This window comes from Microbacterium sp., from assembly GCF_052099035.1.
Classification (GTDB): Bacteria; Actinomycetota; Actinomycetes; order Actinomycetales; family Microbacteriaceae; genus Microbacterium.
On sequence record NZ_JBQDSX010000045.1, the window covers coordinates 1 to 23,737 of the forward strand.

At 65.2% G+C, this 23,737-nt stretch carries 23 protein-coding genes, 2 tRNA genes and 2 pseudogenes; 24 read left to right on the forward strand and 3 right to left on the reverse strand.

Going from position 1 to position 23,737, the window contains the following annotated elements; genetic code table 11:
* The 4 genes and pseudogenes from rpsA to ACTIAO_RS12810 form a co-directional block, all read left to right on the forward strand.
* Positions 1-443 (forward strand): annotated as a pseudogene (rpsA, locus tag ACTIAO_RS12795) (30S ribosomal protein S1); the annotation flags it as partial.
* Between the two features lie 77 nt (positions 444-520).
* Positions 521-1,117: a dephospho-CoA kinase gene (gene coaE / locus ACTIAO_RS12800; RefSeq protein ID WP_441906609.1), complete on the forward strand. Its 597-nt coding sequence runs from the start codon at positions 521-523 to the stop codon at positions 1,115-1,117.
* A gap of 84 nt (positions 1,118-1,201) precedes the next feature.
* The gene (uvrB, locus tag ACTIAO_RS12805) at positions 1,202-3,277 is read left to right on the forward strand and encodes an excinuclease ABC subunit UvrB (RefSeq protein ID WP_441906610.1); all 2,076 of its coding nucleotides are present in this window, start codon (positions 1,202-1,204) and stop codon (positions 3,275-3,277) included.
* Positions 3,278-3,294: 17 nt separating this feature from the next.
* Positions 3,295-3,624 carry a TfoX/Sxy family protein gene (locus ACTIAO_RS12810; protein WP_441906611.1) on the forward strand — a complete coding sequence of 110 codons (330 nt, stop codon included), beginning with the start codon at positions 3,295-3,297 and terminating at the stop codon, positions 3,622-3,624.
* Between the two features lie 21 nt (positions 3,625-3,645).
* Here ACTIAO_RS12810 and ACTIAO_RS12815 read toward each other — a convergent pair whose 3' ends face one another.
* Positions 3,646-3,888, reverse strand: coding sequence for a hypothetical protein (locus tag ACTIAO_RS12815; RefSeq protein WP_441906612.1), 243 nt, complete (start codon positions 3,886-3,888; stop codon positions 3,646-3,648).
* A 62-nt stretch (positions 3,889-3,950) separates the two neighbouring features.
* Between ACTIAO_RS12815 and ACTIAO_RS12820 the strand changes: the two genes are divergently transcribed.
* From ACTIAO_RS12820 to ACTIAO_RS12895, 16 genes are all read left to right on the forward strand, one after another.
* A complete protein-coding gene (locus ACTIAO_RS12820; RefSeq protein WP_441906630.1) occupies positions 3,951-4,370 on the forward strand; it encodes a MarR family winged helix-turn-helix transcriptional regulator in 420 nt (139 codons plus the stop codon).
* Positions 4,371-4,435: 65 nt separating this feature from the next.
* On the forward strand, positions 4,436-5,122 hold the full coding sequence (locus tag ACTIAO_RS12825) for a DUF4129 domain-containing protein (protein WP_441906613.1): 687 nt from the start codon (positions 4,436-4,438) through the stop codon (positions 5,120-5,122).
* Entirely contained in the window at positions 5,119-5,589 is a 471-nt protein-coding gene (locus tag ACTIAO_RS12830; protein ID WP_441906614.1) for a hypothetical protein, read from the forward strand. Before ACTIAO_RS12825 ends, ACTIAO_RS12830 begins: the two co-directional genes overlap by 4 nt.
* A complete protein-coding gene (locus ACTIAO_RS12835) occupies positions 5,586-6,551 on the forward strand; it encodes an AAA family ATPase (RefSeq protein WP_441906615.1) in 966 nt (321 codons plus the stop codon). The genes ACTIAO_RS12830 and ACTIAO_RS12835 overlap by 4 nt, the downstream gene beginning before the upstream one ends.
* A complete protein-coding gene (locus ACTIAO_RS12840; RefSeq protein WP_441906616.1) occupies positions 6,548-7,816 on the forward strand; it encodes a DUF58 domain-containing protein in 1,269 nt (422 codons plus the stop codon). The genes ACTIAO_RS12835 and ACTIAO_RS12840 overlap by 4 nt, the downstream gene beginning before the upstream one ends.
* Complete coding sequence (locus ACTIAO_RS12845) at positions 7,816-8,346, forward strand: hypothetical protein (RefSeq protein ID WP_441906617.1); 531 nt, start codon at positions 7,816-7,818, stop codon at positions 8,344-8,346. Before ACTIAO_RS12840 ends, ACTIAO_RS12845 begins: the two co-directional genes overlap by 1 nt.
* A gap of 46 nt (positions 8,347-8,392) precedes the next feature.
* Positions 8,393-11,281, forward strand: coding sequence for an excinuclease ABC subunit UvrA (gene uvrA, locus ACTIAO_RS12850; protein ID WP_441906618.1), 2,889 nt, complete (start codon positions 8,393-8,395; stop codon positions 11,279-11,281).
* On the forward strand, positions 11,281-13,149 hold the full coding sequence (gene uvrC / locus ACTIAO_RS12855; protein ID WP_441906619.1) for an excinuclease ABC subunit UvrC: 1,869 nt from the start codon (positions 11,281-11,283) through the stop codon (positions 13,147-13,149). The genes uvrA and uvrC overlap by 1 nt, the downstream gene beginning before the upstream one ends.
* 28 nt (positions 13,150-13,177) lie before the next feature.
* Positions 13,178-14,050, forward strand: a complete 873-nt coding sequence (gene rapZ, locus ACTIAO_RS12860; RefSeq protein WP_441906620.1) for an RNase adapter RapZ — start codon at positions 13,178-13,180, stop codon at positions 14,048-14,050.
* 73 nt (positions 14,051-14,123) lie between these two features.
* The gene (whiA, locus tag ACTIAO_RS12865; protein ID WP_441906621.1) at positions 14,124-15,101 is read left to right on the forward strand and encodes a DNA-binding protein WhiA; all 978 of its coding nucleotides are present in this window, start codon (positions 14,124-14,126) and stop codon (positions 15,099-15,101) included.
* Between the two features lie 161 nt (positions 15,102-15,262).
* Complete coding sequence (locus ACTIAO_RS12870) at positions 15,263-15,889, forward strand: superoxide dismutase (RefSeq protein WP_441906622.1); 627 nt, start codon at positions 15,263-15,265, stop codon at positions 15,887-15,889.
* A gap of 101 nt (positions 15,890-15,990) precedes the next feature.
* Positions 15,991-17,001 (forward strand): type I glyceraldehyde-3-phosphate dehydrogenase, encoded by a 1,011-nt coding sequence (gene gap / locus ACTIAO_RS12875; protein ID WP_441906623.1) that lies wholly within the window; start codon positions 15,991-15,993, stop codon positions 16,999-17,001.
* A gap of 7 nt (positions 17,002-17,008) precedes the next feature.
* Positions 17,009-18,223: a phosphoglycerate kinase gene (locus ACTIAO_RS12880; RefSeq protein ID WP_441906624.1), complete on the forward strand. Its 1,215-nt coding sequence runs from the start codon at positions 17,009-17,011 to the stop codon at positions 18,221-18,223.
* Positions 18,214-19,005, forward strand: a complete 792-nt coding sequence (gene tpiA / locus ACTIAO_RS12885) for a triose-phosphate isomerase (protein WP_441906625.1) — start codon at positions 18,214-18,216, stop codon at positions 19,003-19,005. The genes ACTIAO_RS12880 and tpiA overlap by 10 nt, the downstream gene beginning before the upstream one ends.
* A gap of 83 nt (positions 19,006-19,088) precedes the next feature.
* The gene (secG, locus tag ACTIAO_RS12890) at positions 19,089-19,337 is read left to right on the forward strand and encodes a preprotein translocase subunit SecG (protein ID WP_441906626.1); all 249 of its coding nucleotides are present in this window, start codon (positions 19,089-19,091) and stop codon (positions 19,335-19,337) included.
* Position 19,338: 1 nt separating this feature from the next.
* The gene (locus tag ACTIAO_RS12895; RefSeq protein WP_441906627.1) at positions 19,339-19,695 is read left to right on the forward strand and encodes an RNA polymerase-binding protein RbpA; all 357 of its coding nucleotides are present in this window, start codon (positions 19,339-19,341) and stop codon (positions 19,693-19,695) included.
* Positions 19,696-19,762: 67 nt separating this feature from the next.
* Here the strand turns inward: ACTIAO_RS12895 and ACTIAO_RS12900 are convergent, their stop codons facing one another.
* Both ACTIAO_RS12900 and ACTIAO_RS12905 read right to left on the reverse strand, forming a co-directional pair.
* Positions 19,763-20,974: a hypothetical protein gene (locus tag ACTIAO_RS12900; RefSeq protein WP_441906628.1), complete on the reverse strand. Its 1,212-nt coding sequence runs from the start codon at positions 20,972-20,974 to the stop codon at positions 19,763-19,765.
* A gap of 22 nt (positions 20,975-20,996) precedes the next feature.
* Positions 20,997-21,070: transfer RNA gene (locus tag ACTIAO_RS12905), tRNA-Gly, on the reverse strand.
* A 108-nt stretch (positions 21,071-21,178) separates the two neighbouring features.
* On the opposite strand from ACTIAO_RS12905, the gene ACTIAO_RS12910 reads away from it, so the two are divergent.
* The 4 genes and pseudogenes from ACTIAO_RS12910 to clpP form a co-directional block, all read left to right on the forward strand.
* Positions 21,179-21,255 (forward strand) — tRNA-Pro (locus tag ACTIAO_RS12910).
* A 58-nt stretch (positions 21,256-21,313) separates the two neighbouring features.
* Complete coding sequence (tig, locus tag ACTIAO_RS12915; RefSeq protein ID WP_441906629.1) at positions 21,314-22,828, forward strand: trigger factor; 1,515 nt, start codon at positions 21,314-21,316, stop codon at positions 22,826-22,828.
* Between the two features lie 97 nt (positions 22,829-22,925).
* The gene (locus ACTIAO_RS12920) at positions 22,926-23,576 is read left to right on the forward strand and encodes an ATP-dependent Clp protease proteolytic subunit (RefSeq protein ID WP_441906631.1); all 651 of its coding nucleotides are present in this window, start codon (positions 22,926-22,928) and stop codon (positions 23,574-23,576) included.
* Positions 23,577-23,595: 19 nt separating this feature from the next.
* Positions 23,596-23,737, forward strand: a pseudogene (gene clpP, locus ACTIAO_RS12925) (ATP-dependent Clp protease proteolytic subunit); the annotation flags it as partial.

The window sequence follows — 23,737 nt, forward strand, 5'->3', positions numbered from 1 at the left end:
TGTCGGTCGGCGAAGAGGTCTTCGTCAAGGTCATCGACATCGACCTCGAGCGTCGCCGCATCTCGCTGTCGCTCAAGCAGGCCAACGAGTCGGTCGACCCCAACAGCACCGAGTTCGACCCGGCGCTGTACGGCATGCTCGCTGAGTACGACGACAACGGCGAGTACAAGTACCCCGAGGGCTTCGACCCCGAGACGGGTGCTTGGAAGGACGGCTTCGACACTCAGCGCGAGGCATGGGAGCAGGAGTACGCTGCAGCCCAGGCTCGCTGGGAAGCCCACAAGGCTGCTGTTGTCAAGGCTGCCGAGGCCGAGGCTGCTGCGGGCGACGACTTCGGCGCTGCCGCTGGTCAGTCGTTCACGAGCGACGCTTCCGGCGCCGGCACGCTTGCCGATGACGAGGCTCTCGCCGCTCTGCGCGAGAAGCTCTCGGGCGGCAACTAAGCACGCACCATCGAACGGGCCGTCTCCCCGCCTTCACAGGCAGGGAGGCGGCCCGTTTCGCATGCCAGGATGGACGCATGCCACTTATCGCCCTGACCGGCGGCATCGCCTCCGGAAAATCCACGATCGCGCGTCGCCTCCAGGAGCACGGTGCGGTCATCGTGGACGCGGACCAGATCGTCCGCGACGTACAGGCTCCGGGGTCGCCCGTGCTGCAGGAGATCGCTCGCGAGTTCGGCGAGGACATCATCGACGCATCCGGAGCACTGGATCGTGCCGCGCTCGGCGCCCGCGTGTTCGGCGATTCCGCGGCGCTGAAACGACTGAACGCGATCGTCCATCCGGCGGTGCGAGCAGAATCGCAGCGGAGGTTCGACGAGGCTGGCGAGAACCCCGACGCAATCGTCGTCTACGACGTGCCGCTGCTGGCCGAAGCGCGTTCCGAGGATCCCTGGGACCGCGTCATCGTCGCGCACGCTCCCGCCGCTGAGCGACGGCGCCGGCTGGTCGAGCTTCGCGGAATGGAACAGGATGCCGCGCAGGATCGCATCGACGCGCAGGTCTCGGATGAGGAGCGCCTCAAGATCGCCGACATCGTGATCGATACGTCAGGGACCATGCAGCACACCATCGAGCAGACGGATGCTGTCTGGAAACAGCTCGCGAAAGCGTGAGCGCCGGCTGAAGCGGCCGGGCGCGAGCCGAGCGTAGTGCGCTGAGCCCGCCGCAGTGTCGGTGGTGGCGCTTACGCTGGAACCATGCAAACCACGCGCAGCGTCCGTCCGTTCGAGGTGATCAGTGAATACATGCCCGCCGGCGACCAGCCGCAGGCGATCGCTGAGCTGGCCGCACGCATCAATGCCGGCGAGACCGACGTCGTGTTGCTGGGGGCGACCGGTACCGGAAAGTCGGCCACGACCGCCTGGCTCATCGAGCAGGTGCAGCGACCGACGCTGGTGATGGCGCACAACAAGACTCTTGCCGCGCAGCTGGCGAACGAGTTCCGCGAGCTCATGCCGAACAACGCCGTCGAGTACTTCGTCTCGTACTACGACTACTACCAGCCCGAGGCGTACGTGCCGCAGACCGATACGTTCATCGAGAAGGACTCCTCGATCAACGCCGAGGTCGAGCGCCTGCGTCACTCGACCACGAACTCACTGCTCAGCCGGCGTGACGTCGTGGTGGTCTCGACGGTGTCGTGCATCTACGGCCTCGGTGCGCCCGAAGAGTACCTGCGCGCCATGGTGGCGCTGCAGGTGGGGGAGCGGTACGACCGCGACGCACTGATTCGACAGTTCATCGCGATGCAGTACAACCGCAACGACGTCGACTTCTCCCGCGGTAACTTCCGCGTGCGCGGTGACACCATCGAGATCATCCCGGTCTACGAGGAGCACGCGATTCGGATCGAGCTGTTCGGCGATGAGATCGAGGGCCTGTATTCCCTCCATCCGCTCACCGGTGAGGTGATCGAGAAGCTGGATGCGGTTCCGATCTTCCCCGCGTCGCACTATGTCGCGGGCACCGATGTGGTGCAGCGTGCCATCGGCACGATCGAAGCCGAGCTCGCCGAACGGCTCGCCGAGTTCGAACGCCAGGGCAAGCTTCTCGAGGCGCAGCGGCTGCGCATGCGCACGACGTTCGATCTGGAGATGCTTCAGCAACTCGGATTCTGCTCCGGCATCGAGAACTACTCCCGACACCTCGACGGCCGCGATGCGGGGGAGCCCCCGCACACGCTGCTGGACTTCTTCCCCGACGATTTCCTGCTCGTGATCGACGAGTCGCATGTGACCGTGCCGCAGATCGGCGCGATGTACGAGGGCGATGCTTCGCGCAAGCGCACGCTCGTGGACCATGGATTCCGGTTGCCGAGCGCGATGGACAACCGGCCGCTGAGATTCGATGAGTTCAAGAACCGCATCGGGCAGACCGTGTACCTGTCCGCGACACCCGGCAAGTACGAGATGGGGATCGCCGACGGCATTGTCGAGCAGATCATCCGCCCGACGGGGCTCGTCGACCCGGAGATCATCGTCAAGCCTTCGAAGGGGCAGATCGACGATCTGCTCGAAGAGATCCGCATCCGCGTCGAGAAGGACGAGCGCGTGCTCGTGACGACTCTGACGAAGAAGATGGCCGAGGAGCTCACCGACTTCCTCGGCGAGCACGGTGTCCGCGTGCGGTATCTGCACTCCGACGTCGATACGCTGCGCCGCGTCGAACTGCTCAGCGAGCTGCGCTCCGGTGTCTACGACGTCCTCGTCGGCATCAACCTGCTTCGGGAAGGTCTCGACCTTCCCGAAGTATCACTGGTCGCGATTCTGGATGCTGACAAGGAAGGGTTCCTCCGCTCGGGCACCTCCCTGATTCAGACGATCGGCCGAGCGGCGCGAAACGTCTCCGGCGAAGTCCACATGTATGCGGACAACATGACCGATTCGATGGTCAAGGCGATCGATGAGACAGACCGGCGTCGTGAGAAACAGGTCGCCTACAACCTCGAGAACGGGATCGATCCGCAGCCGCTGCGCAAGAAGATCGCTGACATCACGGACGTGCTCGCGCGGGAAGCATCCGATACCAATGACATGCTGCGTGGCCGGGGCGGCAACAAGAACGGTAAGGGCAAGAGCCCCACGCCACGACTGCGTCGCGAGGGTCTCGCTGCTGAGGGTGCCGAACAGCTCGAGGCTACGATCGACGATCTGACCAAGCAGATGCTCGCCGCGGCTGACGAACTCAAGTTCGAGCTCGCAGGTCGGCTGCGAGACGAAGTTCAGGACCTCAAGAAAGAACTGCGCGCCATGGAGCGCGCCGGCCACGCCTGAGCGCGGGGGAGACGATCATGGATGCCGCGGCCACCGAGCTCGCCGATCGGGTACGGGCGATGCTGATGGCGGAGCCCGCACTCGAAGAGAAGCGGATGTTCGGCACGCGCGCGTTCCTCCTCGACGGTCGCATTCTTGTCGGTGCGCGCAAGGGCGGCACACTTCTGGTGCGGGTCACCGAAGAGAAAGGGGCCGCGCTTCTGACCGAGCAGGGCGTCACGATCGCCGTCATGGGGGCGAAGACGATGGGGTCGAGTTGGCTTGACGTGGCGCCATCGGCCCTTGAAGACGACGAAGAACTCATGTTCTGGGTCGATGCGGCCCGCGAGAGCGCAGCCTCGTCGTAAGTCCGCAGAAAGTGCCCCGAGTCAGGGGCAGTGCATGAGCGGCTTCGGACCGCTGCGATCGATCTGGTGCTCGGTCATCGGGTGCCCGCACAACGGACACGCGCGTTCGGCGCGTTGCGCTGCAGTCGGCGGCGGAGTCGCTTCATAGGGGCCGACCGCAGCGGGGCCTGCGAGCTTGATGAGGTTCGAGTTGAACCACCGGTACAGTCCGCCCGCTTCGCGGATGCGGGTGCGCAACGGGGCTCGATCAGAACTGTTCTCCATGTTGATTAGTGTACTAACTATTAGTGTGGACGTATAGTTGATGCGTGACCACGGCTGACGACATGCTCAAACTCGAGAATCAGTTGTGCTTCTCGCTGGTCACCGCCGCTCGCAACGTGGTAGCGATCTACCGGCCGATTCTCGAGCCGCTCGGCCTCACTCATCCCCAGTACCTGGTCATGCTTGCGCTGTGGGAGCGGTCGCCGCGGTCGCTGAACAACCTTGCCGCAGACCTCGCGCTGGAACCTGCCACGCTGTCTCCGCTCGTCAAGCGACTCGAGCGAGAGGGCCTCGTCGCTCGTGAACGCAGCAACGAAGACGAGCGCCGACTCGACATCCGGCTGACGGATGCCGGTGCGAGGCTACGCGAGCGCGCTGTCGATGTGCCGCGTCAGGTGATGGCAGCTGTCCATATGGATGTTGAGCAGATCACCGCCCTGCGTGACGGGTTATCCCCATTCGCTGGACGACTCCCTGCATGAGGGCTCCCGCGGCATAGGCTGAAAGGCATGTCGTCACCGCTCTCGAACACGCTGTGGCGTAACGGATGAAGCGGTCCGCACTGGTCGCAGGAATTGTGGGTCTGTTCGCGGTCGTGATGCTGGCAGCATCCGTTCAGGGCATTCCGACGATCACCCCTCCCACGCTGCCGCCGGGAGAAGCCGATATCCCCTCCGATCCGGCGCCGACAGCGACACCCGACTCGGGGCCCCCTCCTGAAGCGACCAACGACATCGTCGGGATGATCATCAGCATCCTCTTCCTGCTCGTCGGGGCCGCTGTGGTGATCGTCCTGGGTATCGTGCTCGTGCGCGCGCTGATGCGGGCGTGGCGCGACCGTCCGCTGCGTGTTCGCGAAGGTGATGACGCTGCCCACGATCTCGGCATGCAAGACCTCACGCAGGAAGCGGATGCCGCCGCTCCCGCGATTCGGCGCGGGATCGAAGGGGCGCTGCGTTCCATCGATGACCGCGTCGCCCCGACCGACGCGATCATCGCGGCATGGGTCGGACTCGAGGAGAGCGCGGCGGATGCCGGCCTGTCTCGGGGGCTGAGTGAGACTCCGTCGGAATTCGCCGTTCGCATCATCACACGACGAGCCGGGATCACCGAGGCGGCACGCGACCTCCTGCGCCTCTACGAGCGGGTCCGCTTCGGCGGGTACGTCGCAGAAGAGACTGACCGTGCAGCGGCACGTGCAGCCCTGAGGCTGATCGAGGAGGGCTGGCGATGACGCGCGGCCGAATCATCGCGGCATCCGTTGTGACGGTCGTCGTCGGACTCATCCTGCTGCTCGGCGTCCGTGTTGAAGCGACGTTCGCGGTTTCGTGGGCGATTCTGGTCGGCATCCTCGTCCTGTGCGGGCAGCTGGCGCTCCCGGAGGACCTGCGCACGGACGCCCCTGAGATGCCGATGAACCAGGAGCAGCGCGGCACCGAGATCGCACGGATGGCATGGTCGCTCAATCCGAGAACGGGTGAGGCCGGGGTGCTGATAACGCGGCGAGTGCGCGGCATCCTGCATCATCGCCTGCTGCGCCGCGGAGTCGACACCGAGGATCCGGCGCATCGCGCGCAGATCGACGCGTTGGTGGGCGGCGGGCTGTGGGAGCGGCTGAACGGGCCCGGCACCAAGCGCGAGGACATCGAACGTGCCCTTGCCGCCATTGAAATACTCGCACCGAGCAAGGAGAAGCAATGACGCAGAGCATCTCGATCGCCGAAACCGGGGCTCAGATTCTCGCCGCGGTTCGCACCGTCGTCGTCGGCATGGACGACCCCGTCGAGATCGCGCTGGCGACCATCCTCGCGGGCGGACACGTGCTGTTCGAAGACGTGCCGGGGCTGGGTAAGACGTTGGCGGCGCGAAGCTTGGCATCCGCTCTCGGCCTCGATTTTCGGCGCCTGCAGTGCACGCCTGACATGCTTCCCGGCGACGTCACCGGATCCTACGTCTATGCGCCCGACACGGGAGATTTCGTGTTCCGCGCAGGCCCCATCTTCACCGGGCTCCTGCTCGCCGACGAGATCAACCGCACCACACCCAAGACGCAATCGGCGATGCTCGAGGCGATGGCCGAGCGCCAGGTCACCGTCGAGGGCAACAGCTTCGTTCTTCCGGCGCCATTCCACGTGATCGCCACCTCGAACCCGATCGAATACGAGGGCACCTATGCGCTTCCGGAGGCGCAGCTCGACCGGTTCATGGTGCGACTGTCCGTCGGATACCCGAGTCCCGACGGCGAAGCCGAGATTCTCCTGAACCGGGTGGCGCGTCAGCAGGAGGCGACCCACGTCGAAGCGGTGATCGACGCGGCGCGCCTCATCGAGGTCCAGCAGGCCGTCGAAGCGATCCACGTGCACCCCGACATCGCGCGGTACTGCGTGGAGATCGCGCGCGCCACACGTCTCGCGCAGAACGTCGCGGTCGGTGCCTCTCCACGCGGATCACTGGGGCTGCTTCTCCTCGGGCGCGCACTCGCCGCTCTCGACGGCCGCGAGTTCGTTCGGCCGGACGATATCAAGCGCATCGCGGTGCCCGTGCTCGCGCACCGCCTGACGTTGACGCCCCAGGCCTGGGCGCAGGGAGTCAGCGCTGAGCGCATCGTCGAAGGAGTCGTCGGGCAGGTGCCGGTTCCCCCGACCGTCGGCGTGCCCGCATGACGAGCAGTGGAACGCGCGGACGGTGGGGCCCGGGGATCATCCTCGGAATCGGCGGGGCGGTCGTGCTCGCCGTGGCAGGACTCGTCTTCTCCCGTCCCGACGTCATCGCCCTGGGGCTGCCTCTTGCGATTCTCAGCGCCATGGCGCTCTTCAGGAACGTGGATTCCGAGCCCATCACTGTCGCGCTCACCGCCGCACCCGGTGCGCATGACGATGACGTGCTGGGCACAGAAGTGCGCGTCAGCGGTGGGGCCGAGTTCGCACAGCTGATGCTCGTGCAATCCGAGCGGCGTACGCGCCGGTTGATCGTGCCAACCGACGGGTCTCCGGTCAGGGCATTCAGCCGCCCGCTGCATTCCGGCCCTGTGGCTGCGGTGAAGGCGTCCGCGCGGGGGATCTCCGCGGACGGGCTGATCGCCGAGAACGCGACGCGAACGGTGCAGTCCATTCGCAATGTCGCGCCCCGCGCGCTGGGACTGCCGCACCTGCCGATCTCCCCTCGGCTCACCGGGATGCACGGCAGCCATGAGGGGCGGCGCCTCGGACAGGGGGGTGACTTCCGCGACATCCATCAGTTCGCGCCGGGGGATGAGCTGCGCCGCGTGGACTGGAGAGCAACAGCACGGATGGCACGCCGTCCGGGAGACCTCCTGGTTCGCCGCACCAATACTCTCAGCGACGCGACGATGGTCATCGCCATGGACACCGCTGATGATCTCGGCACGGCGGTGGCGACATGGGGGAGTAACGATCTGGAACGCAGCGGAGTGACATCACTCGATCTGTCGCGTCAGGCCGCACGCTCGATCGCGACGGCCGCAGTCTCCGGCGGGGATCGTGTCGCGCTGCATGTTCTGACACACGGCGGCAGGTCGGTGCGCAGCGGCGCGGGATCGCGACATCTGGCGCGCGTCGACGCGGCGATCGCCGCGACTGGACAAGCCGGCGAGGACGCCCGATTCCGGCGAACACCTCCTGTGCCGCACGGATCGGTGATCTTCGTGCTGTCGACGTTCTTCGACGGCGCGGCATCCGAGATCGCATTGATGTGGCGTGCCTCCGGCCATCGCGTCGTCGCTGTCGACATCCTTCCCATGCTGGACGCTGCCAGACTCAACCGCGAACAGCAGATCGCTTTGCGGACCGTGCTCTCCGAGCGTGAGGACGTCCTGCATGATCTGAGCGCGGCGGATATCGATGTCGTCGCGTGGCGCGAGGATCCCGCCGCCGCGATCAGTGCGATGGCGATGGCGAGGGCGAGGTGATGGGTGCCGGCGCGCGGCGGAAAGACTGGGTCGACACTCAGGTGGCGATTCCCGGTGCGGTGCTGCACGTTCTCCTGCCCGCGATCGCCGCGGTCACGGCCTGGCTGCTGGTTCCCGTGCTCGGCTGGCAGGTCGCGGCCGTCAGTACGGCGCTGATCGGGATGCTGCTCCCGCAGACTCTGGGCGGGTGGTTCTCGATCGCATGCCTGGCCGTGGGGATGCTGCTGAGCGAGACGAGCATCTGGCTGGTTTCACTGGCAGTGCTGCTCGTGCACATCATTCATGTGCTCTCCGCCCTGCTGCCGGTTGTGCCGTGGCGAGGACGGGTGGTTATCGCGGCGCTCTGGCCGACGCTTCGGCGGCTGTTCGTGGTGCAACTCATCGCGCAGCCGATCACGATCGGCGTGATGCTCGTGTGGACGTCGACGGATACGGTCATCGGGGGAGCGGCGCTGATCGGTGCCGCGGGCCTGGTCGGCTTCTCGATCCTCTTCCTGCAGCGGGTGGGACGGTGGTCGCAGCGAGCCTGAGTGTTCCCGCGGCCTCAATGTCCGTGGTCCCTCGTAGACTTGTTCGGTGCCCATCGTCCCCGTCGCCAGTCCAGGAAAACTCAGTGTTCGCGGAGCCCGCGTGCACAATCTCAAGAACGTCGACATCGACATTCCCCGCGACTCTCTGGTCGTGTTCACCGGTCTGTCCGGTTCGGGAAAATCCAGTCTCGCGTTCGACACGATCTTCGCGGAAGGTCAGCGTCGCTACGTCGAGTCTCTGAGCGCGTACGCGCGGCAGTTCCTCGGCCAAGTCGATCGTCCGGACGTGGATTTCATCGAGGGGCTGAGCCCTGCTGTCTCGATCGATCAGAAGTCGACCAACCGAAATCCGCGATCGACCGTCGGCACGATCACTGAGATCTACGACTACATGCGCCTGCTGTGGGCGCGCATCGGCATCCCGCACTGCCCGCAGTGCGGCGAGAAGATCCAGCGCCAGACCGTGCAGCAGATCGCCGACCAGCTCATGGAACTGGCAGACCGCACGCGGTATCAGATCGTCGCACCCATCGTGTCGCAGAAGAAGGGCGAGTTCGTCGACCTGTTCCGCGAGCTCGGCGCGAAGGGGTACTCGAGAGCGATCGTCGACGGCGATCTCATCCAGCTCGTGGAGCCTCCGAAGCTGAAGAAGAGCTACAAGCACGACATCGCGGTCGTGGTCGACCGTCTCGTGGCATCCGATGACATCCTCGGGCGCGTCACCGACTCTGTCGAGACCGCACTGGGGCTGGCTGACGGCGTCGTGCAGATCAACTTCGTCGACGAAGAGGGCGATGACGCCTGGCAGTCCTTCTCCGAGAAGCTCGCGTGCCCCAACGGGCATCCGATCACGCTCACCGAGATCGAGCCGCGCACCTTCTCATTCAACGCACCGTTCGGCGCCTGCCCGACCTGCTCGGGGCTCGGCACCCGCATGTCGGTCGATGTCGACCTCATGCTCGCCGATGAGGAGCTCTCCATCCGCGAGGGCGTCATCATTCCGTGGACCACCCAGGGCAAGGGGCTCTTCCAGTACTACGAGCGCCTGCTCGAAGGGCTCTCGAACGACCTGAACTTCTCGCTCGATACCCCGTGGAAGGACCTGCGCGTCGATGTGCAGGATGCCGTGCTGCGCGGCGACAACTACAAGGTCACTGTCAAGTGGAAGAACCGTTACGGCCGTGAGATGCGGTACGCCTCGGGGTTCGAGGGCGTCGTGCCGTACATCGAGAGGCAGTACGCCCAGGCGGAGAGCGACAACCAGCGTGCTCGCTGGGGCGAGTACCTGCGTGAGGTGCCGTGCCCGGTGTGCGACGGCAATCGCCTCAAGCCCGAGGTGCTCGCGGTCAAGGTGCATGGGCACTCGATCGCTGAAGTCTCGCACCTGAGCCTCGCTGATGCACGTGACTTCATGGAGACCCTGACCCTCACCGAGCGCGAGGCGAAGATCGCGGCCCAGGTGCTCCGCGAGATCCGTCTGCGCCTGGATTTCCTGCTGCAGGTGGGCCTGAACTACCTGAATCTCAGTCGCTCGGCGGGTTCGCTCTCGGGCGGCGAGGCACAGCGCATCCGCCTCGCCACGCAGATCGGATCAGGCCTCACCGGCGTGCTCTACGTGCTGGATGAGCCCTCGATCGGTCTGCATCAGCGCGACAACCGTCGTCTGATCGATACATTGCAGAAGCTTCGCGATCTCGGCAACACCCTGATCGTCGTCGAGCACGACGAAGAGACCATCGAGTCCGCGGACTGGGTCGTCGATATCGGACCAGGAGCAGGTGTCAACGGCGGCAACGTCGTGCACTCCGGCCCGTATTCCGCTCTGCTCGCCGACACGGATTCGATGACGGGCGACTATCTCTCCGGCAGGCGGGAGATCCCGACGCCGAAGAAGCGTCGCAAGATCGACAAGAAGCGTCAGCTGAGCGTCGTCGGCGCCCGCGAGAACAATCTGAAGAACGTGACGGCAGAATTCCCCCTCGGTGTTCTCACCGCGGTTACCGGAGTCAGCGGCTCGGGCAAGTCTTCGCTCGTCAATGACATTCTCTACCGCGTCCTCGCATCGAAGCTCAACGGTGCGCGCACTCTTGCCGGCAAGCACACGCGGGTGACCGGACTCGACAACCTCGACAAGGTGATCCACGTCGATCAGGCGCCCATCGGTCGCACTCCGCGCTCGAACCCCGCGACGTACACGGGCGTGTTCGATCGCATCCGGTCGCTTTTCGCAGAGACGCCTGAAGCGAAGGTGCGCGGCTACCAGCCTGGACGATTCAGCTTCAACGTCAAGGGCGGCCGCTGCGACGCATGCTCCGGTGACGGCACGATCAAGATCGAGATGAACTTCCTGCCCGACGTGTACGTCGACTGCGAGGTCTGCCACGGCAAGCGGTACAACCGCGACACGCTCGCTGTGCACTACAAGGGCAAGAACATCGCTGAGGTCCTCGAGATGCCCATCGAAGAGGCCGCGGAGTTCTTCGAGCCGATTCAGGCGATCTACCGCTACATGAAGACGCTGGTCGATGTCGGCCTCGGCTACGTGCGACTGGGGCAGTCGGCGACCACGCTCTCCGGCGGCGAGGCGCAGCGCGTCAAGCTCGCCACCGAGCTGCAGCGCCGCAGCAATGGCCGCAGCGTCTATGTACTCGACGAGCCGACGACCGGTCTGCACTTCGAAGATGTGCGCAAGCTGCTCGAGGTGCTGAACGGACTGGTCGACAAGGGCAACACCGTGATCGTCATCGAGCACAACCTCGATGTCATCAAATCGGCGGACTGGGTCATCGATCTGGGGCCCGAGGGCGGTTCCGGCGGTGGCGAGATCCTCGCGACGGGGACGCCGGAGCAGATCGCCCGCGTCGAAGAGAGTCACACCGGTCTGTTCCTCGCCGAGATCCTCGGCGAGGGGCGCGGAGCCCGCAAGGCCAGCTGATGGCCGACGTTCTTCCGTATAAGCCGAAGCAGGGCGAGATTCCGACGGCTCCCGGCGTGTACCGCTTTCTGGATGCTACGGGCCGGGTGCTCTACGTCGGCAAGGCGAAGAACCTCCGGCAGCGATTGTCGAACTACTTCGCTCCACTGCGCACGCTGCACGAGCGCACACGGCGCATGGTGACGACGGCGGCATCCGTGGAGTGGACCGTCGTACCCACCGACGTGGATTCCCTGCAGCTGGAGTACATGTGGATCAAAGAATACGATCCGCCCTTCAACGTCCGTTACAAAGACGACAAGTCCTATCCGTTCATGGCCGTGACGCTCGGCGATGAGGCGCCGCGTGTGCTCGTCACACGCAATCGCAAGATCCCCGGCGCACGATACTTCGGGCCCTATCCGAAGGTCTGGGCGGTGCACGAGACCATCGACCTGATGATCAAGGCGTTTCCGATCCGCACGTGCAGCGATGCCAGCTACAAGCGCGCGATGGCAACCGGTCGTCCGTGCTTCCCCGGGCAGATCGGGAAGTGCGGCGGGCCCTGCTCGATGACGGTCTCGATCGAGGAGCACCGTGCGATCGTCGACGACTTCGTCGCGTTCATGGCCGGTGGCGACGAGCGCTTCACGAAGGAGACCGCCAAGCGGATGCAGGCGGCTTCTGCCGCGATGGACTACGAGGCGGCGGCGAAATACCGCGATCAGCTGGCGTCGATCGAGGCGGTGCTCGGCAAGAGCTCGCTCGTGCTGCCCGCGGACGAGGATGCCGATCTCTTCGGTATCGCCGAGGACGAGCTCGCCGCGACCGTGCAGCATTTCACGATCCGCGGCGGACGCATCCGCGGAGTACGGGCCACGACGATTGAGAAGGAGCTGGACATCTCCGACTCCGACCTCGTCGATCAGGTGCTGCAGCGCGCGTACGGCGACGGCATCGACATCCCGCGCCGTGTGCTGGTTCCGTCACTGCCAGACGACGCGGCCGAACTCGAGCTGTGGCTGCGTGAACGCCGTGGCCGGCGCGTCGAGATCGCCGTCGCGCAGCGCGGTCAGCGCGCAGACCTCATGCGCACCGCCACGCTCAATGCGCAGCAGGCGCTCATCCGGCACAAGACCAAGCGCACCAGCGACTACGTCGCCCGTACGCAGGCTCTCACCGATCTGCAGGAAGCACTCGGTCTCGACGAAGCGCCGCTGCGGATCGAGTGCTTCGACATCTCGCACCTGGGCGGTACGAACGTGGTGGCGTCCATGGTGGTGTTCGAAGACGGACTGCCTCGCAAAGATCAGTACCGCTCCTTCAACATCGCTGAAACCACCGATGACACCGATTCGATGCACCAGGTGCTCCTGCGCCGGCTCGCGTATCTGGACCGGCCGGAAGAGCTCGTGCCCGATGATGAGGCCGCGCCCCGCAAGAAGCCTCGGTTCTCCTATCCGCCGCAACTGCTCCTCGTCGACGGCGGCAAGCCCCAGGTCGAGGCAGCCGCCCGTGCGCTGCGTGAATCCGGGCACACGGAGATTGGGCTCTGCGGCATTGCCAAGCGACTGGAAGAGGTGTGGCTTCCCGGCGAGGACTTCCCGGTGATACTGCCCCGCACGAGCGAGGCGCTGTACCTGCTGCAGCGGCTGCGTGATGAGGCGCATCGGTTCGCGATCACCCATCAGCGCAAGCGGCGCCGACGCGACATCTCGACGGTGCTCGAAGAGGTTCCCGGCCTCGGCGCCTCGCGGATCAAAGCGCTGCTGAAGCACTTCGGTTCGGTCGCTTCACTCAAAGGTGCGACTTCGGATCAGATTCAAGAAGTACCCGGGATCGGACCTGCTCTGGCGCAGAGCATCCACAGTCACCTCGCGAGTCGATAGGCTGGAGTTCACAGGGGAGGGAGTGCGGATGACCGCCGAGGACAAGAACGAATTCCTCATCGTCACCGGTATGTCCGGTGCGGGACGGTCCACCGTCGCGAACGCGCTCGAGGACCTCGACTGGTACGTCGTCGACAATCTCCCGCCGCAGATGCTGCGCCCGCTGCTCGACCTCACCAGTCTCGGTGGAGGGTCGCTCCCCAAGGTCGCCGCCGTCGTCGACGTCCGCGGTCGCAATCTGTTCAACGACTTTCCCGAGGTGGCTCGCGCGCTGCGCTCGCGCGGCAGCGTCCGCGTGGTGTTCCTGGATGCCTCGGATGATGTGCTCGTGCGGCGATTCGAGGCCGTGCGTCGGCCGCATCCGCTGCAGGAGGACGGTACGCTCCTGGATGGCATCCGTCTCGAGCGCTCCCGGCTCACGCTCGTACGCGAAGCCGCCGATATCGTCATCGACACGTCGTCACTGAACATCCATCAGCTGGCAACGCAGGTCTCCGAGACCTTCTCCGAGGAGGGGGCGGCCCGACACCGGCTGACTCTTCTCAGCTTCGGCTTCAAGTACGGGCTCCCCACCGATGTGGATCTCGTCGCCGATATGCGGTTCCTGCCCAATCCGTATTGGAACGACGATCTGCGCGGTTTCACCGGGCAGGACCCACAAGTGCGGGACTACGTCCTCGCCCAGGAGGGCGCCGAGGAGTTTCTCGACGCGTACACTCAGGCGCTCGTTCCGGTTCTCGCGGGTTACCAGCGCGAGAACAAGGGGCACTCGACGGTTGCGATCGGATGCACCGGCGGCAAGCATCGCTCTGTGGCGGTGGCGGAAGAACTCGCCAAGCGCCTCGCATCGATCCCCGGCGTCGCGGTCAACGTGCGACACCGAGATCTCGGCCGCGAGTAATCGACGAGGACGGCGGCCGGTAAACTGATTGTTTGCGTCGCGATCCGGCGCGCCAAGCTTTTCAAGGAGTCCCGTGGCACTTACCACCGACGTCAAGGCTGAACTCGTCAGCATCCGCAATGCACCGCCGACGGTGCGCGTCGCGGAGGTCACCGCGATTCTCCGGTTCGCCGGCGGACTCCACTCCATCGCCGGCCGTGTCGCCGTCGAGGCCGAGGTCGATGCCGAACTGCTCGCGCGTCGCGTCGCACGCGATCTCGCCGAGATCTACGGCGTGCGTCCCGAGATCGCTCAGGTGCAGTCCACGAGTTCCCACGACGGAGCGCGCTACGCGGTGCGGGTGATCGGAGCGGGGGAGACCCTGGCTCGTCAGACCGGGCTGCTCGATCAGCGCCGTCGCTCAGTGCGCGGACTGCCGAACCGTCTGACGACGGGGTCGCGCGAGGAGATCGCCGGCCTGTGGCGCGGCGCATTCCTCGCAGCCGGTTCGCTCTCAGAACCCGGACGCTCGGCGATGCTCGAGGTGTCATGCCCGACGTCAGAGGCCGCCATGGCGCTGGTCGGGGCTGCACACCGACTCGGCGTCGCCGCGAAGGCTCGAGAGGTGCGCGGCATGCCACGCGTGGTCGTCCGCGAGGGAGAAGCAATCCGTTCGCTTCTCGCTCAGATGGGTGCTCAGAAGACCGCAGCGACTTGGGAAGAGATGCGCCAGCGCCGCGAAGTACGCGCGGGTGTGAACCGACTGGTGAACTTCGACGACGCGAACCTGCGACGCTCAGCGCAGGCGGCGGTTGCCGCTTGCGCACGGGTCGAACGTGCGCTGGAGATCCTCGGCGACACGATTCCCGACCACCTGCGGCTTGCGGGCGAGCTGCGCCTCGCGCACCGCGACGCGAGTCTTGATGAGCTCGGTCACCACGCTGAGCCGCCCCTGACGAAGGATGCTGTCGCCGGACGCATCCGTCGCCTGCTCGCGATGGCGGACAAGCGTGCGCAGCAGGAGGGCATCCCCGGGACGGAGTCGGCAGTCCCTGCCGGACTCGACGTCTAGAAGTTTTCGACGTCTCGGAGTTCGTTCGTCATTCATGGAAGCATCCTCGCGGCACAGGCGTTGTCGTCACTAGGATGAAAACGTCTGCTCTGCGCCGCACACGGATGGCGCGGAGGAAGCGATAAGCGCCGCGGCGCGGCGCGGATTGGATGAAAAGCGACATGGCTACATACACGCTCCCTGACCTCCCCTACGACTTCGCGGCACTGGAACCGCACATCAGCGGCAAGATCATGGAGCTGCACCATGATAAGCACCACCAGGCCTATGTGACCGGTGCCAACGCAGCGCTCGACGGTCTTGCCGAGGCTCGCGAGAGCGGCAACCTCGCCAACGTCAACAAGCTCGAGAAGGACCTCGCCTTCAACCTCGGCGGACACGTCAACCACTCGATCTTCTGGACGAACCTCTCCCCGAACGGCGGCGGACAGCCCGAGGGCGAGCTGAAGGCCGCCATCGATGAGTACTTCGGGTCCTTCGAGAAGTTCCAGGCGCACTTCACTGCTACCGCCATGGGCATCCAGGGCTCCGGCTGGGCCGTGCTCAGCTGGGACTCGATCGGCCAGCGACTGATCATTCAGCAGCTGTTCGACCAGCAGTCCAACTCGGCGCAGGGCACCGTCCCGCTGTTCCAGCTCGACATGTGGGAGCACGCCTTCTACCTGGACTACCTCAACGTGAAGGCCGACTACGTCAAGGCCGCGTGGAACATCGCCAACTGGGAGAACGTCTCCCAGCGTCTCGAGGTTGCCCGTAAGCAGACGAACGGCCTGCTGGTACTGTCGTAATCAAGACGGGCGTCCCGACGGACATTTAGCCCGTCGGGACGCCGTTGTCCACGAATCCCCCGAAAAACGCGCACTCCGCGCATGACAATCAGGAGACCTTAGTGTCTGTCAAGATCGGTATCAACGGCTTCGGTCGTATCGGACGTAACTTCCTTCGTGCGGCTCTCGCACAGAACGCTGACCTCGAGATCGTCGCGGTCAACGACCTCACCGACAACGCGGCTCTCGCGCACCTGCTCAAGTACGACTCCGTCGGCGGCCCGCTGGGCGTCGAGGTCTCGCACGACGGTGACGTGATCACCGTCGGTGGCAAGGACATCAAGGTCTTCGCCGAGCGCGACCCCGCCAACCTTCCCTGGGGCGAGCTGGGCGTCGACATCGTCATCGAGTCGACCGGTCGCTTCACCAAGGCTTCGGATGCTGGCAAGCACATCGCCGGTGGTGCCAAGAAGGTCATCATCTCGGCTCCTGGCACGGACGTCGACGGCACGTTCGTCATGGGCGTGAACGAGGACAGCTACGACGCGGCGAACCACAGCATCATCTCGAACGCCTCGTGCACGACGAACTGCCTCGCACCGCTCGCGAAGGTGTTCAACGACAAGTTCGGCATCCAGCGCGGCTTCATGATGACCGCACACGCCTACACCGCCGACCAGAACCTGCAGGATGGCCCGCACAGCGACCTGCGTCGCGCCCGCGCCGCTGCCATCAACATCGTTCCCGCCTCGACCGGTGCAGCCAAGGCCATCGGCCTCGTCCTGCCCGAGCTCAAGGGCAAGCTGAGCGGCTCGTCGTACCGCGTGCCTGTTCCCACCGGCTCGATCGTCGACCTGACGATCGTCTCGGACCGTGATGACCTCACGGTCGACGAGATCAACGCCGCGTACCGCGAGGCTGCCGCAGACGGTCGTCTGAAGGGCTACCTGGAGTACACCGAGGACCCGATCGTGTCGAGCGACATCCAGCTCAACCCGCACTCGTCGATCTTCGACTCCGAGCTCACCAACGTCAGCGGCAACCTGGTCAAGGTCTCGAGCTGGTACGACAACGAGTGGGGCTACTCCAACCGTCTCGTCGACCTGACCGAGTACGTCGCAGAGCGTCTCTGAGGTTCCCATGACCCTGCGCACCCTGGACTCACTGGGTTCGCTCGAGGGCAAGCGCGTCATCGTCCGTTGTGATCTGAACGTCCCCCTGAAGGACGGCATCATTACGGACGATGGCCGTGTTCGCGCCTCGTTGCCGACTCTGAACGCCCTCATCAATGAGGGGGCACGCGTCGTCGTGTGCTCTCACCTCGGCCGCCCAGACGGTGCGCCGGATCCGCAGTACAGCCTCGAACCGGTTGCGGCACGACTGGCCGAGCTTCTCGATCAGCCGGTCGCGTTCGCGTCCGACACGGTCGGAGAGTCGGCAAGCAAGGCCGTCGCCGCGCTGGGTGACGGCGAGGTCGTCGTCATCGAGAACCTGCGCTTCAACGCGGGGGAGACCTCGAAGGACGACGCAGCGCGCAAGGAGTTCGCCGGAGAGCTCGCTGAACTCGGTGACGCGCTGGTCTCTGACGGCTTCGGTGTCGTGCACCGCAAGCAGGCCAGCGTCTACGAGCTCGCCGAGATCCTGCCGTCCGCGGCCGGACTGCTCATCGCGACCGAACTGGATGTGCTCGACCGTCTCACCGAGAACCCCGAGCGTCCGTACACGGTCGTCCTCGGCGGCTCGAAGGTCAGCGACAAGCTCGGCGTCATCTCGCACCTGCTGCCGCGCGTGAATCGCATTCTCGTCGGTGGCGGAATGCTGTTCACGTTCCTCGCAGCGCAGGGTCACGCGGTAGCTTCCAGCCTTCTCGAGAAGGACCAGCTCGAGACCGTTCGCGGCTATCTCAGCGAGGCCGCAGAGCGCGGCGTCGAGATCGTGCTGCCGACGGACGTCGTCGTCGCCGCATCGTTCTCTGCGGATGCCGCGCACGAGACCGTGGCGGCGGATGCCATCGAGGGGTCCTCGTTCGGAGCATCCGGAATCGGTCTCGACATCGGACCGGACACGGCAGCAGCGTTCGCCGACGCGATCCGCAGTTCGAAGACCGTGTTCTGGAACGGCCCGATGGGCGTGTTCGAGTTCCCCGCGTTCGCGGCCGGAACTCAGGCCGTCGCGCAGGCGCTCACCGAGGTCGACGGCCTCGGCGTCGTCGGCGGCGGCGACTCGGCGGCCGCCGTGCGTCAGCTCGGCTTCACCGATGACCAGTTCGGTCATATCTCGACGGGCGGAGGCGCAAGCCTCGAGTTCCTCGAGGGCAAGAAACTACCCGGCCTGGAGGTGCTCGGATGGGCGTAGCCGCTCGTACCCCGCTGATTGCGGGCAACTGGAAGATGAACCTGGACCACCTGCAGGCGGTCGCGTTCGTGCAGAAGCTGCACTGGGCGCTCAAGGACGCCAAGCACGAGGACGGCTCGGTCGAGGTGGCGGTGTTCCCGCCCTTCACCGACATCCGCAGCGTCCAGACGCTGATCGATGCGGACAAGATCCCGTTCGCGCTCGGTGCGCAGGATGTCTCGGCCCACGATGCCGGTGCCTACACCGGTGAGGTGTCTGGTGCGTTCCTGGCGAAGCTGGATGCGAAGTACGTCATCATCGGTCACTCCGAGCGCCGTGAGTACCACGCCGAGGGTGACGATGTCGTGGCGGCGAAGGTGCAGGCAGCTCTGAAGAACGGGCTCGTTCCGGTCATCTGCGTGGGCGAGACGGCGGAGGACCTGGAGAAGTTCGGCGCGAGCGCCGTTCCTGCGGGCCAGCTCGAAGCGGCTCTGAAGGATGTTCCGGCATCCGCGGATATCGTCGTGGCGTACGAGCCGGTCTGGGCCATCGGCTCAGGGCAGGCTGCGACGCCGCAGCAGGCGCAGGATGTCTGTGCGGCCCTCCGCGGTGTGCTGGCGAAGACCTTGGACGACGATGCAGCTGCGCGCACGCGCATCCTCTACGGCGGTTCGGTGAAGGCAGCCAACATCGCCAGCTTCATGCGCGAGCCCGATGTCGACGGTGCACTGGTCGGCGGGGCGAGCCTCGTCGTCGATGATTTCGCCGCGATCATCCGGTTCGAGAAGCACGTCGGTGTCTGATCGGGTGACGGGGCAGCGGCCCCGTCACCCCTTATACTTGACGTTTACGGGCATCCAAGGGCCCAATCGAAAGGCTTTCCCTCGTGGCAATTCTTGAGTTCGTTCTGCAGGTTCTGCTGGGCATCACCAGCGTTCTGCTGACACTCCTCATCCTTCTCCACAAGGGCCGCGGCGGCGGTCTCTCCGACATGTTCGGTGGTGGCATGACATCTGCGGTCGGCTCTTCCGGGCTCGCGGAGCGCAACCTCAACCGTTTCACCATCATCCTGGCGCTCGTATGGTTCATTTCCATCGTGGCGCTGGGTCTCATCACGAAGCTCGAGGTGATCTGACATGGCCACTGGAGGCAATGCAATCCGCGGAACCCGCGTCGGTTCCGGACCGATGGGCGAGCAGGATCACGGCTATCACGCCGACCGCATCGCCGTCTCGTACTGGGATGGACTCGGCAACGAGACCGTCCGCTATTTCGCGGCGGGTCTTCCCGACGAAGAGATTCCCGAGACGATCGACCACCCGCAGTCGGGCCTGCCGGCCGGACGCGACAAGGCGAACCCGCCGGAGCTCGCGAAGAACGAGCCGTACAAGACGCACCTCGCGTATGTGAAGGAGCGTCGCACCGACGATGAGGCCGTCCAGCTTCTCGACGATGCGCTCACGCAGCTGCGCGAGCGGCGCGGCCAGGCCTGATCCAGCTCTTTTCGAAGCCGTCGTGACCTCCGGGTCGCGGCGGCTTCGGCGTTGATGCGCGCTGCGCTCAGCGGCATCCCGCGGCTGCGTCGATCAGCGACTGCGGGGGAGCGCCGTACGCCGAAGTGCCGTTGGCAGGATCCGTGTACCCCATGCTGATCGCCCACGCGGTCGCCCACGCCTCGATGTTGTCCTGATTCGAATCGTCATACGCATCTGCACACTTCACGCTGATCGCGTGCCCGACTTCGTGCGCGACGAGAGCCTGGCTGCGAGCGCTCGGCCAGTGCGCCGCCACGGAGTTCGACAGCTCGATCGTCGCGTATCCCGGGTCTCCATACCACCAGGTGGCGACCCCGGCCATGCTGTCGCCGCCACCGAATCCGTTCACGTAGGGTGACCAATCGAAATCCAAGAGGACTTCCGGGGCGAGGGAGCGCGCGAACGCCTCAGCCTGCATCCGTGAGTCAGAGAGCGGGCCCTGCTTCTCGGCGAGTTCGGACTGCTCTGAGGTCAGCATGGCTTGCGCGGCTGATTCCAGGTCCGCGTACGCGGCTGCGGTCGACGAGTCCACCAACGCGACTTCGTCGAGCGAGTCGGCGGCGTAGCGCAACGCGAGGATGTCGGGGTTGCGGGCGGAAATGTGCGCGTCCTCGAATGCGTCAGCAGCAACGGCCGCAGAGACCACAGCGGCCGCACCGGCGTCGTTCACCGAGTCCGATGCCTCAGTGATCGCGACTCCTGCGGTACTCAGATCTTCTTGCATCGAAGCGACAGTCGAGCGTTTCTGCTCCAGCTGCGCGGTCTCGCCGAACAGCTCCCAGGCCCAGGTGGGCTTGTCGCCCACGTCAGGCAGGTCCTCAGCCACGAGGGCCGCGGCTACGGCTTCTGCTTCCATCGCCTCATCGAGGGCCGTTACGAGGGCCTCCTTCGCCGTGGCATCCATGAGGTCGCCGGCGTCTGCGCCTGCGATCCCGGACGCGGCATCAGTCGTCGAGATGAGCGTTGTGAGCTTCTCGTCCAGCTGAGCGCGGCTCGAAGTGGTCTGATCGACCGTGTCATCGAAAGAGGCGAGCGCGTCGTCGTAACCGACGTTCGCGCCCCACTGCACGCCGACGCACGCGACGCATACGACGATCACGCCGAGGATCGACAGGACGAGTCCGGTCCGCCGGCGGCGAGGCTGGCGAGCGGATGCCGGGGAAGAGGTGGCCGCGATCGACCCGAAGCTCGATTCGAGCAGATGACCACCCGAAGGGGGAACTGGTGAGGCTGCCACTGGTGTTCCTCCTCAGGGGAGATGGAGGGGCTGACGAGAATCGAACTCGCATCATCTGTTTGGAAGACAGAGGCTTTACCACTAAGCTACAGCCCCGAACTCTGAGCCGTTGCGGGCTCAGGATCGGACCTGACAAGCATAGCGGACGTTGAGCGTGCTCCTGTCCGTTAGACTCATTGAGGCCGTTCCCGCCTGCGGGTTTAACGGGGCGTAGCTCAGCTTGGTAGAGCGCCCGCTTTGGGAGCGGGAAGTCGCAGGTTCAAATCCTGTCGCCCCGACCACGGCCCCCGAAACCTCAGGCCGCGCCGGTCGCGCGGAAACCCAAAGGAGAACATCCGCATGTCGAATAGCACCGTTGAGAAGCTGACCCCGACCCGGGCCAAGCTCACCATCACGGTCACCCAGGACGACCTCAAGCCCTCGATCGCGCACGCGTACGAGCACATCGCACAGGACGTCCAGATCCCGGGCTTCCGCAAGGGCAAGGTGCCAGCTCCGATCATTGATCAGCGCATCGGCCGCGGCGCCGTCATCGAGCACGCCGTCAACGAGGGCCTCGACAAGTTCTTCCGCGAGGCCGCGAGCGAGCACAGCCTGCGCGTCGTCGGGCGCCCCGCCGCCGACATCACCCAGTGGCCGAACGAGAAGGACTTCTCCGGCGACCTGATCGTCGAGGTCGAGGTCGATGTCCGTCCCGAGATCGAGGTTCCCGCGCTCTCCGACATCACCCTCACCGTGGATGCCGTCGAGGCTGACGAGGCGGCACTGGATGAAGAGCTCGACAAGCTGCGTGCCCGTTTCGGAACGCTCATCCCCGTCGACCGCCCCGCCGCGAAGGGCGACTTCGTCGAGCTCGACCTCGTTGCCGCGATCGATGGCACCGAGATCGACCGCGCCGAGGGCGTCTCCTACGAGGTCGGCTCTGGTGAGCTGCTCGAGGGCATCGACGACGCCGTGGAGTCGCTGACTGCCGGTGAGGACACGACGTTCCGCTCGAAGCTCGTCGGTGGTGACCACGCCGGTGAAGAGGCCGAGGTCTCCGTCACGATCAAGGCCGTCAAGGAGCGCGAGCTTCCCGAGGTAGATGACGACTTCGCGCAGATCGCCAGCGAGTTCGACACGATCGGCGAGCTGCGCGACAGCCTCGCAGAGCGCGTCAACGAGCAGGGTGTCTTCGCTCAGGGCTCGGCCGCTCGTGATCAGCTGATCGAAGCGCTGCTCGAGAAGATCGAGATCCCCGTCCCGCCGCAGCTCATCGAGGACGAGGTGCACAACCATCTCGAGTCCGAGAGCCGCCTCGAGGATGACGAGCACCGCGCCGAAGTCACCGAGGCGAGCGAGAAGCAGTTCCGCACGCAGGTGCTGCTCGACACGATCGCCGAGCAGTCCGACGTTCAGGTGTCGCAGGAAGAGCTCAGCCAGTACCTGATCCAGTCGGCCGCACAGTACGGCATGGCACCGCAGGAGTTCGTCGAGGCGCTGCAGTCCTCGAACCAGCTCCCTGCACTCGTTGGCGAGGTCGCACGCAACAAGGCTCTCGCGATCGCACTCGGCAAGGTCAACGTCGTTGACTCGAACGGCAAGGCTGTCGACCTTTCGAGCCTGGTCGCCGTCGAGGAAGAGGCCGAAGAGGAAGCCGTCGTCGCTGAGGCAGAGGCCATCGCCGACGAAGCTGCTGACGAAGAGGCTGCTGCCGAGAAGAAGACGGCTGCGAAGAAGCCTGCTGCCAAGAAGGCTCCGGCCAAGAAGGCTCCGGCCAAGAAGGCGGATGACGCCGACGAAAAGAAGGCTCCTGCGAAGAAGCCTGCCGCCAAGAAGGCTCCGGCCAAGAAGGCGGCCGACAAGGCTGAGTGATCGCGCTGCGATCCTGACGAGAAGGCGGATGCTTCGGCATCCGCCTTCTCGCGTCTCGGGAACGCGCGACACCTGATATGCCGACGGCGAACAAGGCCTGAGGGCCGCGTCGTCGCCGGTAGATTCGAATCACCGAACACGGAAACAGGAGCGTGAAATGGCTGAACCGCTTGTCGCGACCAGCGTCTTCGACAGACTGCTGAAGGACCGCATCATCTGGCTGGGGTCAGAGGTGCGTGACGCGAATGCCAATGAGATCTGCGCGAAGATTCTTCTCCTCGCCGCAGAGGACTCTGACAAAGACATCTACCTCTACATCAACTCGCCCGGTGGCTCGATCACCGCGGGCATGGCGATCTACGACACGATGCAGTTCGTCCCGAACGACATCGTCACCGTCGGCATCGGCATGGCGGCATCCATGGGGCAGCTCCTGCTGACCGCGGGCACCAAGGGCAAGCGTTACATCACGCCCAACGCCCGCGTGCTCCTGCACCAGCCCCACGGCGGCTTCGGTGGAACGTCGAGCGACATCCAGACGCAGGCGCAGCTGATCCTGTCGATGAAGAAGCGTCTCGCCGAGATCACGGCGTCACAGACGGGCAAGTCCGTCGAGCAGATCAACGAAGACGGCGACCGGGACCGGTGGTTCACCGCTGACGAGGCGCTCGAGTACGGATTCGTCGATCACATCCGCGAGTCCGCCACCGATGTCATCGGCGGCGGCGGCACGGACTCGGCTGAGTAACGGATTCGAGAGGACGAATATGTACACCCCCACTTTCCAATCCGCTGGCAACCTGCCCTCCAGCCGATACGTGCTCCCGCAGTTCGAGGAGCGCACGGCATACGGATTCAAGCGCCAGGACCCGTACAACAAGCTGTTCGAAGACCGCGTGATCTTCCTCG